Source organism: Gemmata algarum, assembly GCF_034097035.1.
In the GTDB taxonomy this organism is placed as follows: domain Bacteria; phylum Planctomycetota; class Planctomycetia; order Gemmatales; family Gemmataceae; genus Gemmata; species Gemmata algarum.
Window position 1 is genome coordinate 192,925 of the sequence record NZ_JAXBLV010000178.1, and the last position, 15,207, is coordinate 208,131.

Annotated in this window: 13 protein-coding genes; 9 read left to right on the top strand and 4 right to left on the bottom strand. The window is 66.7% G+C overall.

The window, feature by feature from the left end; all coding sequences use genetic code 11:
* Positions 1-138 precede the first annotated feature (138 nt).
* Both R5W23_RS15200 and R5W23_RS15205 read left to right on the top strand, forming a co-directional pair.
* Positions 139-3,405 carry an efflux RND transporter permease subunit gene (locus tag R5W23_RS15200; protein WP_320687019.1) on the top strand — a complete coding sequence of 1,089 codons (3,267 nt, stop codon included), beginning with the start codon at positions 139-141 and terminating at the stop codon, positions 3,403-3,405.
* 82 nt (positions 3,406-3,487) lie between these two features.
* Positions 3,488-4,099 carry an esterase/lipase family protein gene (locus tag R5W23_RS15205; RefSeq protein ID WP_320687020.1) on the top strand — a complete coding sequence of 204 codons (612 nt, stop codon included), beginning with the start codon at positions 3,488-3,490 and terminating at the stop codon, positions 4,097-4,099.
* A 30-nt stretch (positions 4,100-4,129) separates the two neighbouring features.
* Here R5W23_RS15205 and R5W23_RS15210 read toward each other — a convergent pair whose 3' ends face one another.
* On the bottom strand, positions 4,130-4,534 hold the full coding sequence (locus R5W23_RS15210) for a hypothetical protein (RefSeq protein WP_320687021.1): 405 nt from the start codon (positions 4,532-4,534) through the stop codon (positions 4,130-4,132).
* 218 nt (positions 4,535-4,752) lie between these two features.
* Between R5W23_RS15210 and R5W23_RS15215 the strand changes: the two genes are divergently transcribed.
* Both R5W23_RS15215 and ypfJ read left to right on the top strand, forming a co-directional pair.
* On the top strand, positions 4,753-5,136 hold the full coding sequence (locus R5W23_RS15215) for a DUF2237 family protein (protein ID WP_320687022.1): 384 nt from the start codon (positions 4,753-4,755) through the stop codon (positions 5,134-5,136).
* Between the two features lie 26 nt (positions 5,137-5,162).
* Positions 5,163-6,053 (top strand): KPN_02809 family neutral zinc metallopeptidase, encoded by an 891-nt coding sequence (gene ypfJ / locus R5W23_RS15220; RefSeq protein ID WP_320687023.1) that lies wholly within the window; start codon positions 5,163-5,165, stop codon positions 6,051-6,053.
* An 87-nt stretch (positions 6,054-6,140) separates the two neighbouring features.
* Here ypfJ and R5W23_RS15225 read toward each other — a convergent pair whose 3' ends face one another.
* Positions 6,141-6,641, bottom strand: coding sequence for a flavin reductase family protein (locus R5W23_RS15225; protein WP_320687024.1), 501 nt, complete (start codon positions 6,639-6,641; stop codon positions 6,141-6,143).
* A 95-nt stretch (positions 6,642-6,736) separates the two neighbouring features.
* Positions 6,737-8,086, bottom strand: coding sequence for a DUF1501 domain-containing protein (locus tag R5W23_RS15230; protein ID WP_261184666.1), 1,350 nt, complete (start codon positions 8,084-8,086; stop codon positions 6,737-6,739).
* 382 nt (positions 8,087-8,468) lie between these two features.
* Between R5W23_RS15230 and R5W23_RS15235 the strand changes: the two genes are divergently transcribed.
* Positions 8,469-9,851: an MFS transporter gene (locus R5W23_RS15235; RefSeq protein WP_320687025.1), complete on the top strand. Its 1,383-nt coding sequence runs from the start codon at positions 8,469-8,471 to the stop codon at positions 9,849-9,851.
* Between the two features lie 22 nt (positions 9,852-9,873).
* On the opposite strand, the gene R5W23_RS15240 is transcribed toward R5W23_RS15235, so the two are convergent.
* Entirely contained in the window at positions 9,874-10,938 is a 1,065-nt protein-coding gene (locus R5W23_RS15240; protein ID WP_320687026.1) for an RluA family pseudouridine synthase, read from the bottom strand.
* 214 nt (positions 10,939-11,152) lie between these two features.
* Here R5W23_RS15240 and R5W23_RS15245 point away from each other — a divergent pair, with 214 nt between their 5' ends.
* From R5W23_RS15245 to R5W23_RS15260, 4 genes are all read left to right on the top strand, one after another.
* Entirely contained in the window at positions 11,153-11,872 is a 720-nt protein-coding gene (locus R5W23_RS15245) for a hypothetical protein (RefSeq protein ID WP_261184671.1), read from the top strand.
* A 159-nt stretch (positions 11,873-12,031) separates the two neighbouring features.
* Positions 12,032-12,952 (top strand): Rad52/Rad22 family DNA repair protein, encoded by a 921-nt coding sequence (locus tag R5W23_RS15250; RefSeq protein WP_320687027.1) that lies wholly within the window; start codon positions 12,032-12,034, stop codon positions 12,950-12,952.
* Between the two features lie 125 nt (positions 12,953-13,077).
* Positions 13,078-13,452 (top strand): hypothetical protein, encoded by a 375-nt coding sequence (locus R5W23_RS15255; protein ID WP_261184673.1) that lies wholly within the window; start codon positions 13,078-13,080, stop codon positions 13,450-13,452.
* 336 nt (positions 13,453-13,788) lie between these two features.
* Positions 13,789-15,207 carry an MFS transporter gene (locus R5W23_RS15260; protein WP_320687028.1) on the top strand — a complete coding sequence of 473 codons (1,419 nt, stop codon included), beginning with the start codon at positions 13,789-13,791 and terminating at the stop codon, positions 15,205-15,207.

Below are 15,207 nucleotides of genomic sequence, written 5' to 3' on the forward strand. Positions count from 1 at the left end.
CTTTTGACTTTTCTCTTTTGCCTTGGTTTGGCACCCCGGAGGGGTCGCCGGACGTAGCACAGGGCGGAAGCCCTGTGCAGGAGTTCGGTACAGGACCGCCGAAGATCGATCGGACCGCCCCGCCCTTCAGAGAACGACATGATTTCGCAGTTTTTCGTCGATCGGCCGATCTTCGCGAACGTGATCGCGGTCATCACCGTTCTGTTCGGGGTGGTGGCCCTTTCCCGGCTACCGGTGGAAGAGTACCCGTCGATCACCCCGCCCACGGTGCAGGTGACGGCCACGTACCCCGGGGCCAACGCGCGGGTGGTAGCCGACACGGTCGCCGCCCCGATCGAGCAGCAGGTGAACGGCGTCGAGAACATGCTCTACATGTCCTCCACGTCGTCCTCGGACGGGGCCTACGCGCTCACCATCACGTTCAAAATCGGGACCAACCTGGACGACGCCCAGGTGCAGGTCCAGAACCGCCTCGCCGCCGCCGAACCGGTGCTCCCGGAGGACGTGCGGCGGCAGGGGGTCAAGGCCGAGAAGCAGTCGTCGAGCATCATACTCGTCGTCTCGCTGACCGACCCCACCGGGGCACACGACAGCCTCTTCCTGTCGAACTACGCGACCCTCCGGCTGCGGGACGAGCTGAGCCGGGTCGAAGGGGTCGGGACGGTGACGGTGGTCGGGGCCGGCTCGTACTCGATGCGGGTGTGGCTCGACCCGGACAAGCTCGCCGCCCGCCAGCTCACCACCCAGGACGTGTCCGCGGCCCTCGCCCGGCAGAACGTGCAGGTGGCCGCCGGGCAGATCGGGCAGTCGCCCGCCGAGCCCGGGCAGCGGTTCCAGATGACCGTCACCACGCTGGGCCGGCTGTCGGACCCGCGGCAGTTCGAGGAGATCATCCTCAAGAGCGGCGAGGCCGGTCAGCTCGTGTACCTGCGGGACGTGGCCCGGGTCGAGCTGGGCGCCCAGAACTACGACATGTTCGCGGTGCAGGCCGGGCGCGAGTCGGCGTTCCTGATCGTGTACCAGCTCCCCGGCTCCAACGCGATCGAGGTGGCCAAGGGCGTGCGGGCCGCGATGGAGAAGGTGAAGCCGAGCCTGCCCGAGGGCGTCGAGTACGCGATCCCGTTCGACACCACCAAGTTCGTGGACGCGGCCATCTCGTCGGTGTACCACACGCTCATCGAGGCCGGCGTGCTGGTGCTGATCGTCATCATGGTGTTCCTCCAGAACTGGCGCGCCCTGCTGGTGCCGGCGACGACGGTTCCGGTCACCATCATCGGCGCGTTCGCGTTCATGGCCCTGCTCGGGTTCTCGATCAACCTGCTCACGCTGTTCGGGCTGGTGCTGGCGATCGGGATCGTGGTGGACGACGCCATCGTGATCGTGGAGAACGCCAGCCACCACATCGAGAAGGGGCTCGCGCCGCGCGAGGCGACGATCCGGGCCATGAGCGAGGTGACCGGCCCCATCATCTCGATCACGCTGGTGCTGATGGCGGTGTTCGTCCCGACCGCGTTCCTGGGCGGCATCTCGGGCCAGATGTACCGGCAGTTCGCGCTGACCATTGCGGCCACGGCCCTCATCAGTGCGCTGAACGCCCTCACGCTAAAGCCCGCACAGTGCGCCGCGTGGCTGCGGCCGCACACCGGGCGGAACCTGTTCACCCGGGCGTTCGACTTCTTCTACCGGCCGATCGAAGCGGCGTACTCGTGGTCCGTGCGCCAGCTCCTCAAGGTCTGGTGGGCGGTGCTGATCGTGTTCCTCGGGCTGACGGCCGGGACCGGGTGGTGGTACTCCAAGACGCCGACCGGGTTCCTGCCGCAAGAGGACCAGGGGTGGGTGATCGTGGCCGTGCAGCTCCCGGATTCCGCCTCGCTGAGCCGCACGAAAGATGTCACGGACAAGATGAACCAGATCCTGGCCGCGACCCCCGGGCTGGACTCCTGGGTGGTGCTGGGCGGCATGTCGCTGCTGGAGGGGACCAACGCGCCGAACGCGGCCACGGCCTTCATCTCGTTCAAGGACTGGTCCGAGCGAAAGTCGCCCGAGCTGATGCAGCAGGCTCTGGTGGGCCGGCTCATGGGTTCGCTGAACTCCATCCAGGAGCCGTTCGTGCTGGTGCTCGTGCCGCCGCCGATCATGGGCCTGGGCGTGGCCGGCGGGTTCCAAATGCAGATCGAGGACCGCGAGGGTGTGGGGCCGGACGTGCTTCAGGAGCGCACCCAGGCGATCGTTGCCGCCGCACAGCGCCGCCCCGAGATCGGGATGGCCGCGACCCAGTTCCGGGCCGGCGTGCCGCAAATCTACCTGAACATCGACCGGGCCAAGGCCGAGAAGATGGGTGTGATGGTCAGCGACATCTTCGCCACGCTCCAGGCGAACCTCGGGTCGGTGTACGTGAACGACTTCAACAAGTTCGACCGGACGTACCAGGTGCGCATCCAGGCCGACGCGCGGTTCCGCGGCGACCCCGGGCTGATCCGCAAGCTGGAGGTCCGGAACCGCCAGAACGGCAAGGTCCCGCTGGCCACGCTGCTGACCCCGGAGACCCGGACCGGACCGCAGTCGATCACCCGCTATAACCTGTACCAGACCGCCACGATCAACGGTGCCGCGGGACCGGGGGTGAGTTCCGGCGACGCGCTCAAGGCGATGGAAGAGGTGGCCGGCCAGGAACTGCCCCGGTCGATGGGGTTCGACTGGACGGCGGTGTCGTTCCAGGAGCGCCGGACGGGCGGCGCGATGTTCACCCTGTCGGGCTGGCCGATCACCGAGTCGATGCTCGTGTTCGGGCTGGCGGTGTTCCTCGTGTACCTGGTGCTGGCGGCTCAGTACGAGAGTTGGCTGCTGCCGTTCGCGGTCATCCTGGTGGTCCCGCTCGGGATTCTGGGGGTGGTCGCGGGGATCAACGCGCGTGGGATGGACAACAACGTGTACACCCAGATCGGGGTGGTGCTCATCATCGCGCTGGCGAGCAAGAACGCGATCCTGATCGTCGAGTTCGCGCGGGAGCTGCGGCTCGCGGGCCGCTCGGTGCGCGAGGCGGCTGTGGAGGCCAGCCGGCTGCGGTTCCGGCCGATCCTGATGACCTCGATCGCGTTCATCCTCGGCGTGGTGCCGCTGGTGATCGCGGAAGGGGCCGGGGCGGCGGGCCGGCAATCGCTCGGGACCGCCGTCTTCGGCGGGATGGTCACGTCAACCGTCCTCGCGGTGTTCTTCGTCCCGGCGTTCTATGTTGCCATCCAGTCGTTCATCGAACTGCTTAGCGGTCCTCCGAAGTCGCACGGCGAACACCTCGCCGTCGCGGCAGCCGAACTGCCGATCGCCGAACCGGTGCCGGAGGCACCGGCCGAAGGGACCGGTGATCCCGCTCCGGCGACGAGTCCGGATGCTCCGAAGCACCCGTGAGCCGATATCAGTAACCTCCAGAAGTCCCGTCGGCGGTCGCTGACCGCCGACGGGTTCCGACAACTGGAGGTGCCCCGTCCCCATGCAACTCCTCCTCGTCCACGGATTGGGCCGCACGCCGCTCTCGCTTTTCGGTCTCGGTGCGGCGCTCCGGAACGCCGGGCATCACGTCCGCTACTTCGGCTATTCGCCTACGCTTGAGCCACTCGCGCGAATCCTCGGCCGCCTTCGCTCGCACCTGAGCAAGTTAGCCGTGCGCGGGCACCCGGTCGGCCTCGTGGGGCACTCGCTCGGCGGGATATTACTCCGCACAGCGATTCCCGCCGTGCCGGGGCTCCGCGTTCATCACTTCGCGACGCTCGGCACGCCAACCAGCGTTCCGCGAATGGCCGTGCTCGCCTGGAACTGGGTGCCCCCGTTCCGTCTCTGGACGCGGGATTGTGGGCGGTTCCTCACGTCCCGTCAGGCGTTCGCCGACCTGCCACCGATTACCGTGCCGTTCACGCCGATCGCGGGCACGGCCGGGCCGTGCGGGCGCTACAGCCCGTTCCAGAACGACCCGAACGACGGTGTGGTTTCGGTTTCGGAAGCCGAACTCCCTGGCCACACCCTGACGCTGTTTCCGGCCGTTCACACGTGGATCATGGACCATCGCCACTTACAAAACTATCTGACAGAATTATTTACGTCTTGACGACCAGCGCCTCGGCGCGTCTCCGCCCGGTCAACGCCGCCCCACCTCGGCGAGCCACACGTACTCGCGTTCAATCAGATCGCGAAAGATCTCGTACTGGGAGCCGAATTTGGCCTCGGCCCGTGCCGCCGGCTTCCAGTCCAGGTTCCACGTTTTGATGACGGGCTTGGCCTTCCCGATCGCGCGGTTCAGTTTGACTTGAAACCCCGGGGCCTTCCCTTTTGCATCGAGCGGGAGAGAAAACGTCATGGCCTTCCCTGGGGGCAGCGCCTTGACCGTTTCCCATTTGCCCTCGCCCCAACGGTAGTCAAAGGTGAGCGTGAGGTCCGGCGTCGGGTTGTTGACGGTGACCACCGCGAACTTGTTGTCCGCCGCGGTCGCGGTCGTGGTGGTCAAAGCGGCGCAGAGCGCGACAGCCGACAGGGCGCGGAGCATGAGGCATCTCGTGTGGCAACGGTCTGACACCCGAGCCTAGTTCACAACACGCTCCGTGCAACGTGGCGCGACGACGCCGCAAGTCGCAGCGCCCGCAGGTCCGTCTTTGCTCGCGGCCGAGCAGCAACAATCATACGTTCGCAATAAACGCGACCACGCCCCAGAGCCGGACCGCCGCTATCATGAGGTGAAACGCCCCCACCTACCGACGAACCGTCATGCCATCCAAAGCGAAGAACGTCCTCGGCGGCCCGCTCCAGACTTGCTCCACGAACCCGCTCACCGGGTTCTACCGCGACGGCTGCTGCAACACCGGCCCCGACGACGAAGGGCTTCACACCATCTGCTGTCAGGTCACCGCCGAGTTCCTGGCCCACCAGCGGTCGATCGGTAACGACCTGAGCACCCCGTTCCCGATGTACGGGTTCCCCGGCCTGCGCCCCGGCGACCGGTGGTGCGTGTGCATCACCCGCTGGAAGCAGTCCCTCGACGCCAAAGTCGCCTGCCCGGTCGTCCTCGAAGCGACCCACATGCACGCCCTGGAGTTCGTGGACCTCGAAGACCTCCAACGGCACGCGGTTAGCATTGAGCCGAAAGCGTAAGATAAAACCATTTACGAGAGCTTACGATGCGACTCGATGACGCACCGGAAAGTGAGAATGTTGACGACCGCCGCGGCATGGGCGGGAAGTTGGCCGTCGGCGGCGGACTCGGCGGGTTGGTGATTGTTGTCCTGGGGTTGCTGTTCGGCGTCGATTTGCGCGGGAAACTGCCTGCCCCGGCCAATGACGGGGGCGAAAATCGGGCTGCGGCGCCGAAGGACGGGTACAAACAGTTCGCGGGCAAAATTCTGGGGCTGACCGAAGAGGTTTGGGCGGAGCAGTTCAAGGCGAACGGGTACAAGTCTTACAAGAAGCCCCACATGGTGCTCTTCTCCCAGGGGGTTCGCACCGGTTGCGGCGACGCGCCGTCGTCGGTCGGTCCGTTCTACTGTCCGGCTGACGACACGGTCTACCTCGACCCCACGTTCTTCGACGAACTGGAGCAAAAGCTGGGCGGGTCGAAAGCCGAGTTCTCGCAGGCGTATGTGGTCGGGCACGAGGTGGGGCACCACGTCCAGAACCTTCTGGGATACTCCCGGCGGACGGACGAGATGCGGAAGACGAAGCGCGAGAACGAATACTCCATCCGCCTCGAACTCCAGGCCGATTACCTAGCCGGCGTCTGGGCGCACCACGCGGACAAGAAATATCACATCCTTGAACGCGGTGACGTAGAAGCCGCCCTGAAGACCGCGCGTTCGATCGGGGACAACCGCATTCAGGAGAAGATGGGTCGCCGGAGTCACCCCGAGAGCTTCAACCACGGCACCGACCGCCAGCGGTACGCCGCGTTCTCCGACGGCCTCAAGACGGGCGACGCGAGCAAGAAGAAGCTCGACCTGTACTTCGACGACGAACAAACGCCGTTCGACGCCAGGGCGGGCGAGTTGCGAAACCCGACACTGTTCGGACGGTGACCGATTCGCAACCGCATCAAGTTCCGGCAGATTCTCGGGCGGTATTGGCCCTGCCGATGTCGATCGGCAGGGCCAATACCGCTTTGGTCAAAACGCATCCGGGAAAAGCGTCGTGCTGCCGTCGAGATTACCCATGTCGGAATAGATGAGGGGCCGAGACTCGGGCGCGAGAACGGCACCGCCGACGACACGCCCGATGACGAGTCGGTGGTCGCCGGCCTCGGTATCCCCGACCACCTGACAGTCGAAGTAAGCAGCAGCGGCGGTGAGTATTGGAGCGCCGGTCGCGCCGGCTCGCCACGTCACCTCAGCCAATTTGTCGATGTCACGGCCGGACTGGGTGCCGAAGTGTCGGGCGAGATCCAACTGATCGCTTGATAACACGCTCACGGCAAACGCCCGGCCGGTCCGGAGTAGCGGGTACGAGTGATGTCCGGGATTGACGGAAAGCGCCAAAAGCAGGGGCTGAAACGAGACCTGCATGACCCAGGCGGCGGTGAAGGCGTTGCAGTGCTCGCCGTCGGCGACCCCGATCACATACACCCCGTTGGTGAGGTGACGGAACAGCCGACTCATTTCGGCGCTCATGATGCCTTCAGCGAAGGGTGACAAGCAGAAGTGCAGAAACGCGAAGCGGCCGAAGCAAACGCTCCGGCCGCTTCGCGTTGGGTCAACGCACCAACTTAGCTGACCAGTTCCTTGATCCAGTACGAGTTGGTCTTCTCGTTCGGCTTCTCGCCGGCGACGTAGTACGGCCGCCCCAGGTTGTCGCGAACGCTCGCGTTCTGCTCCGGGGTCGGGTCGATGCCGAGGGCGCGGTAGATCGTGCCGTACATGTCGTTGACGCTGGCGGGGTTGTCCACGGCAGCGGTGCCGTCCTTGTCGGTCGCACCGTACACCACGCCGCCCTTGATGTTACCGCCGCCGAGCACCACGCTCCACGCCCGCGGGTAGTGGTCGCGGCCGCCGTTCTGGTTGATGCGCGGGGTGCGCCCGAAGTCGCCCATCCACACCACCACGGTGTCCTTCAGCCGGCCGCGGTCGGCGAGGTCACGCATCAGGGCGCCCATCCCCTTATCCAGGGTCGGCAGGGCGCGGGTGGCGAGGGCGTTGAAGATGCCGTTGTGCATGTCCCAGCCGCCGAGGCTGACTTCCACGCACGACACGCCCGCCTCGACCAGCTTGCGGGCCAGGAGGCACCCGCGGCCGAAGTTGTTGGCGCCGGTCCCCGCCGCACCGTACTCTTCCTTCAGCGACGCGGCGATCGGCTTACCGTCGATCTCCTTCTCGAGGTTGAACACTTCCTTCCGGGAGCTGACCACGAGGCTGAGGGCCTTTTCGTACACTTCTTTGTGCGCCTGCGCGGCGTCCATCACCGGCTTCTTGCCCTCGTGCTGGACCAGACCGCCTTCGAGGCGGTCGAACAGCGCGGCGCGGCGGACGGTGCGGTCGTCGGCCACGGCCGAGGAGACGTTTTCCGGCGGGCTGCCGGGGTTCTGGACGGTGAACGGGGCGTACTTCATGCCGAGGAAGCCCGACCCGACCTGACCGCCGCCGACCGAGATGAACGACGGGATGTCGGCGTTCTTGGCCGCTTCCGGATCCATGCCGGTGTAGTAGCTGAGCACGGAACCGATCGACGGGTAGTCGATGACCGGGCTGCGCTGCTTGCCGGTGTTCATGATGAACGTGCCGCGGGCGTGGTCGCCCTCGAGCGAGTTCAGCGAGCGGATGATCGACAGGTTCTTGAACTGGGCCGCGACCTTCGGCAGGTGCTCGGTGATCTCGATGCCGCTGGCCGCGGTCGGCTTCGGCCGGTGCTCGCCGCCGTTGGGGCTGCCCGGCTTCATGTCCCACAGGTCGATCGTCGTCGGGCCGCCGCCCATCCACAGGACGATGAGGCTCTTCTGCTTCTTCTTGAGTTCCGCGGCGCGGGCCTTGAGGCCGGCGAGGAAGTTCAGCCCGGGCACCGTGACGGCGGCACCGGCCGCCGCGTGCTTCATAAAGTGCCGACGATCGGTGATTCCGAACATTCCGCAGGCTCCGAAAAGTGACCGGGCGGGCCGGCCGGGTGGCGAAACCGAGTGTATCTCAGAAGTCCGGTCCGAGCAACTGCTTGCGGCGGGTCGCGGAACGCGTCGCGGGCCGGTTCTGTTTTTCTGACGCGAACGGTATTCGGAAGTTCCCGAAGCGGCCGAAAAAGTCCCGGTTCCGAACGCCGCCCGGCACGATTCGTGCGCCGGCCGATTGCGGCCCCCTCACCTTTGCACTCACGGCAGAAAGGTGGGGCGATCGACCGTGTCCGGATTCGTCCCGACCCCTCACAAAACCTTCGTGGTGCGAACCGCGAACCCGTTGTAACCTACCGACTCTTTTGCGGTATCCGTACTGCCGCCGTGCTTCCGGAGGAACTTGATGACCGCACCCGCCGAACCGTCCCAGCCCCCCGGGGCGCACATTTCGCGCGGCGAATGGGGGCTGATCCTGCTGCTGATGGCGATCCAGTTCACGCACATGGTGGACTTCGTCATCATCATGCCGCTCGGCGGCCGACTCATCGACGAGTTGTCGCTCAAGGAGGCGCAGTTTGCCCACATCGTCTCCGCGTACGCGTGGGCGGCCGGGGTCGCGAGCCTCGCCGCGAGCTTCGTGATGGACCGGTTCGACCGCAAGACCGTGCTCCTCACGATGTACGCCGGGTTCACGCTCAGCACGCTGTTCTGTGGGCTCGCGGCCGGGTACGAGTTGCTGCTCCTGTCGCGCACGCTGGCCGGCGCGTTCGGCGGGACCGCGGCCGTGGCGCTGATGTCCGTCATCGGGGACGTGTTCCCGCCCGAAAAGCGGGGCCGGGCGAGCGGCGCGGTGATGTCGTCGTTCGCGGTCGCGTCCATCGCGGGGCTGCCGGCGGGGCTGATGCTTGCGGAGTGGTTCGGACGCGGGGCACCGTTCTTAGTGCTCGCGGCGCTGAGCGCGCTCGTTTGGGCGCTCGTCTGGTCCAAACTGCCGCCGGTGCGCGGCCACCTCACCGCCAACCGCCCGAACCGCTGGGCCGAGTTCGGCGAGGTGGTGAGCAACCGCACCTACCTGGGGGCGTTCGCGTTCTCCTTCTTCCTCGTGCTCGGCACGTTCACGGTGGCGTCGTTCATCGGCCCGTACCTGAAAGCCCTCAACGGGTGGACGGAGCGGCAGCTCGCACAACTGTATTTCGTCGCGGGCGCCTGCACCCTCGTCGGCATGACCGTGGTCGGCCGGTTGTCGGACAAGTTCCCGCGGCTCACGCTGTTCCGGGTGATCGGCTCGGCGGCGCTGCTGATGGCGGTGGTGGTGACACACCTCCCGCCGGGACCGCTGTGGGTGGCCGCGGTCGTGATGAGCGGATTCATGGTAGTGGCGGCGGGCCGAATGGTACCGGTTCAGGCCTTACTGCTGGGCGTCGCCGGGCCGAAGAACCGCGGCGCGTTCATGAGCGTGAACACCGCGGTGCAGCACGCCGCCACGGGCCTCGCCCCGCTGATCGCCGGCGCGCTGGTGACCCTCAACCCGCTCCCCCCGGTCGGGTTCGAGAACGTCGGCTGGGTCGCGGCGGTCACGGCCGCGGTTTCGCTCGTGCTGGCGGGCGTGCTGAAACCGGCCCCGGCCGACAAGTCGCCGCTCGATGCGATCGACGCCCCGGCGCCGGACGCCCGCGGGCTCCCGGAGGCCCACGACAACCGCGGCCCGGTCGTGGCGAAACCAGCCCTGCCCGCGCGCGACACGCCCGACGAGCCGACGCCGGAAATCGCTAAGGTGGTGTCGTAAGTGTTCTTCGCGCGGTCGCCGCTTACGTCCCCGATTCGTTAGCGGCCCGCAACTTCACCAGTAGCCGCCGGAAGTCCTCCGGCGGTTCCACTTCCCAGCTCACGGCCGCTCCTGTGTCGGGGTGCGTGAAGCCGAGCCGGGCGGCGTGCAGCATCGGCCGCTTCGCCCCGCTCCCGTCCGGCAGCGGCTTGCCGTCGATCGGGCGATCGTAAACCTCTTCTCCGCACAGCGGGGCGCCGGCCTCGCCCAGGTGAATGCGCACTTGGTGTGTGCGCCCCGTTTCGAGCCGGCACTCGACCAGAGCGAACGGACCGAGCGGCTCCAGAACCGCCACGTGCGTGACCGCTCGCTTCCCGTCCTCGGCGAGGTCGGTGGTGCTGCCGCGCCGGCCGTCGCCGCGGTCGGACACGAACACCGACGCGACGCGCCCCGGCTTCGGCACCCCGCGCGTGAGCGCCAGGTAGCGCCGTTCCGTGCTGTGCTTGCGGAACTGGACCGTGAGGCTTTCGCCCGCCGCCCGGGTCCGGGCGAACACCACGAGGCCGGACGTGTCGCGGTCCAGCCGGTGGACCGCGGTCACCGCGCGGTCCGGCGTCCCGAGCAACGTCGGGAGCAGACCGGCGAGCGTCTTCGTGAGGAACCGCTGCCCGTGCGCGCCGAACTCCTCGGCCTCTTCCTTGTGGCGCATCGTGGTGAGGCCCGCGGGCTTGTTCACCACCACCACCGCGTCGTCCACGTACACGATCGCGCCGGGCGACAGCCCCAACTCCGGCGCCGGCTTCGGGCGTGCCTTGGGCGGTTGCGGACGCGCCGGCGCGCTCTTCGCCGGCCCGGCGGCCTTCGCCCCGCCCGCCTTCTTCGGCGGGACCGCGTGTTTGATCTCGACCGTCCCGGCCGCGAGTTCGACCCGCTTGCCGAGCTTCAGCCGCCGGGCCACGTCGGTTTCGACCTGCCCGCTCACCTTGACGTGGCGCTTCTCCACGAGCCGCTTCGCCTGCGCCCACGACAACCCGAACCGCGACTTCAACACCGCGGCCAGCGTTTGCCCGGCGTCCCGGCGGTCCACGACGAACTGAATTGGCGGCACGACCCCTGCCCTCACAAAATCCGGCGGCGCGGTTCGCGCCCGCACACATCAAATGTAGCAGCCCGGGTGCGGGCGCACGCAAAGAACCGGAAACACCGGTTAGCGCCGTCCGGAATCCCGCCGCGCACGGGCCGGACCCAACTTGACACCCCGCGCGGTCCGGCCTTAAGGTTGGACGAACGGACGCGTCCCCTCCGCATCCCGAGCGTGAACCGTGCAGTTGATCGCACCCGACATCCTCGCCGAGGCCCGCGGCATGACCGGCGCTATGGCCGGCACCATTACGGTGCTCGGCGTCGCGCTGTGGCTGTTCGGGTGGCGGTGGCACCGCTTCTGGGTCGTCGCGGGCATCACCCTGGCGTCCGGGCTCATCGGCCTGAACGCCGGTCGCACGTCCGGCGGAACGCAGGTGATGGCGGTGGGCATCCTGCTGGCGGTGTCGGCGGGGCTGCTCGCCCTGGAACTGGCCAAGGTGCTGGCGTTCGTGGCCGGCGGCTGCGGGGCGTGGCTCGCGGCTCAGTGGGTGTTCCCCCAGGCGCAAGAGCTGTGGGCCGTGTTCCTGTGCGGCGGATTGTTCGGAATCCTGCTCTACCGCCTCTGGACGATGCTGCTCACCAGCCTGTTAGGCGTCCTGTTCGCGGGCCACGCCGGTATACTGCTGGCCGAGCAAGTTTGGGCGCTCGACACGGGTGATTGGGTCGCCCGCAACGTCGCACCGCTCAACGGCCTGGTGGTCGGCTTTGTCGTACTCGGTGTCCTGCTGCAAGCCGTGTCGGCGCGCGACTTGGAAGCAGCCGAAGCCAAGCCGGAAGAGGCCACCGAAGCGGATGAAGAAAAGAGCGAGGAGCCACCGCCTCCCCCGCCAAAGCCCAAACCAAAGTCAAAGCGCATACCGTGGTGGAAGCGTCTGCTCGCACCGCGCAAGGCGGCATAATTGCAGTTCGTGCCCCTCGCCGTCAGCGCACTGCGATCGCGCAACTCGATCCACACGCCCGGAACAATCGGTCGCGCCGGAGCGCCAACCGACATCGTCTTGCCCTAAATACGCCCGTACACTACCTTCAACACATCAGTCGTTGAGGGAGGGTGCGGAGTGTCTACTGAAGCCACCATGACGCGCGACCCGCGGGTCGTCGCACTCACCGCCGCGCTCGCGGACCCGTTCGAGCCGCGCGACGTGAAGTTCAAACCGCAGATGGTCAAGAACAACCGGTGTCTGGCGATGGCGTATGTCGATGCCCGCCTCATTCAGGACCGGCTCGACGACGTGCTCGGCGTGGAGCACTGGGAGGACGTGTACGAGATCCTCCCGGACGGCTCGGTGATGTGTAAGCTCCGCTGCAAGATCGGGGACAACTGGATCACCAAAACCGATGTCGGCTCGCCGAGCGAGCAACCCGACCTCGGCGACCGCCTCAAGGCCGCGTTCAGCGACGCACTCAAGCGCGCCGCGGTGAAATTCGGCATCGGCCGGTACCTCTACCGGCTCTCCGCGGCGTGGGTCGATTACGACCCGGTGAAGAAGCAAATCGTTCAACCGCCCCCGCTCCCGGCCTGGGCGCTCCCAAAGGCCAAATCACCGTCCACCAAGGGAACACCCACGGGAGTGGCTGCGCCCGCGCCCAAAAAAGAGGTGCCGAAGTCGGACGCGCCGCCGAAGCCGTCAATCGATACGGTGTCACACCACGCTGCCACTCCCAAAGTCGAACCCGTTACCACAGAGGTAGCCAAAACCGAGGCGGCAAAGGCGGACGCCGCAAAGCCCACGAATCTGCCGACCAACGGACAGGAGTTGCACCGCCGGCTTCGCGAGTACGACGCGAAACTCGCGTCTCAAAAGTTGTGCCCGGTCGGCGCGTTGCTCGCACACGTCACCCAGGCCGGTGTGAAGGCGGGCTACACCGCCAACATGGTTGAGTGGACCGGTCCCGCGATCCAGTTCGCGGTGGACGTGGTGCGGGAATTTGACCAAAACGCACGGCAGGGCAAGCCCGAACCCCGCACCGCGGCGTGAGTTAGCGAGATCGGCATCTTTTTCGCGATTGTCCGCGCAAGCCCGGTCTGACGCCGCGTTCGTTGGGGAGAAACCGTGGGTTTTCTAGACCCGCGGTCGGTCCCGGTGTCAGACCGAGCTGTCCCATGTTCGCGATCCGCTCCAAACTGTACGCGCTTGCCGCGGCGGTCTTCGTGACCGCGACCGTGGCAACTTGCGCCGACGCCGGGTGGGTCACCATCAAAAACGACACGAACAAGACGCTCGTCGTTCAAGAAGTCACGTTCGTGAACGGAAAGGCGCTCCGCGGGAAACCGACGAAGTTGCTCGGGGGCGAGTCGTTCCGGGAGTTTCAGAACACCGCCGGGGAAAAGAGCTACGAGGTCTACGAGGCGACCAGCCCGCAGAGGCCCGTTTGGAGCGGGAAACTGAACTGCAAAGCCGACACCCAGTCCTTTTCGGTCGTGGTGGCGCAGGGAAAGGTCAACGTGGTGCCGGCCCCCGATCCGAAGAAGCCGTAGCAAGTGACGAAGCACACCGACGGGCCGGAACCACCTGGGTTCCGGCCCGTCGGCGTTTTGACGCTCGCGTGGCGCCGAAGGCTACTTTCGTTCTGTGGCACGGGTCCCCCGGGCATTCCACCTGGGAATGCCCGGGGGACCCAACTCGAACTGCTCGGCGTTACAAACCACCCGCGGCGTTACGCCGCAGTTACGCTAACTCTGTCCCGGCACCGCGCGGTTGTGACGATGGTACCCCGCGTCGCCCGTTCGCGGCAACCAGTTTTCGTTTCGCGCAACCCGCGTGCCGGGCTACAGTGGGCACTTTCTCCCCTGCCCTCCCCGAGTCCGCCAGTAATGAGCGCCACGCCGCCTGCCGCGCCGACGACCGTTCGCTACCGAATGCTCTTCCTGCTGTGCCTGCTCGCGATGATTACCTACCTCGACCGCGCCATGTACGGCAGCGCCAAGGGCGACCTCATGGCCGCGGTCGGGCAGCCCGAGAAGCGGTTTTACCTCGTCCTCGTGGCATTCCAGATCGCCTACGCCCTCTTTGAAATCCCGGCGGGGTGGATGGGCGACCGGTTCGGCCCGCGCATCACCCTCCTGCGGGTCGTTGCGTGGTTTTCGCTGTTCGTCGGGCTGACCGCGTTCGCGGGTTACGCCCTCCCCGGCACCGAAATCGTGGTGATCGGGTTCGGGGTGCTGGTCGCGATGCAGTTCCTGTTCGGCATCGGCGAGGCCGGCGCGTTCCCCAACATCTCGAAGGCGATTTACAACTGGTTCCCAGAAGATAAGCGGGGCAGCGCGAAAGGGCTCGTGTGGATGTCGGCCCGCCTCATGGGCGGCCTCACGCCCTTTGTGTGGGTGCTGCTGGTGGTGATCGGCGGGCTGACGTGGCGGCAAGCGCTGGGCGTGTTCGCCGCGGTCGCGGCTCTGTGGTGCGTGGCGTTCTACGCGACCTTCCGCAACCGCCCGGCCGAACACCCGGACGTGAACGCGGCCGAGGACGAACTCATCAACGCCGGAAAGGGCGCGACGCAAGCGAACGAGGCGGTGCCGTGGGGCCGCATCTTCACCAACCGGAACGTGCTGGCCCTCTGCGCAATGTACACGGTGACCAATTTCAACTGGTACTTCCTGATGTACTACCTGCCGAAAACGCTCAAGGATCAGTTCCCATCGGGAAACGCGACCGACGGCGGTAAGTTGCTCCTCGCGCTACTCGGCGGCGCGCCCTTGCTCGTGGGAATGGCGGGCTGTTTGCTCGGCGGGCTGCTGACCGACCGCTACATCCGCCGAACGGGCGATCGGAAGTGGGGGCGGCGCATTTACGGGATGTTGGGCTACGGGCTAGCGGGATGTTGTTACGCCGCTGCCGCGGCCTTCACCGGCGGCAACTTGTGGGTGTTCGCCGGGTGCCTGATCCTGGTGGGGTTCACCAACGACCTCATCATGGGGCCGTCGTGGGCGACGGCGCAGGACATCGGGCGCCGGTACTCCGCGATCGTGTCCGGGGCGATGAACATGGTCGGGAACCTCGGCGCCGCCCTCGGCAACCTCATCACCGGCCTGATCCTCGAAACCTACACCGTGAAGCAGATGGTGGACGGCAAGGAAGTCGATGTCGTCAGCGGAACGGGCTACGTGACGTGCTTCACGATGTACGCGGTGGTGTACGGGTTGGGGGTGCTAACCTGGCTCGTGATCGACCCGACGAAACCGGTGGTGGAGGAAATCGTCGCACCGGAGCCCGAGCCGGAAGAGACGTGGTAG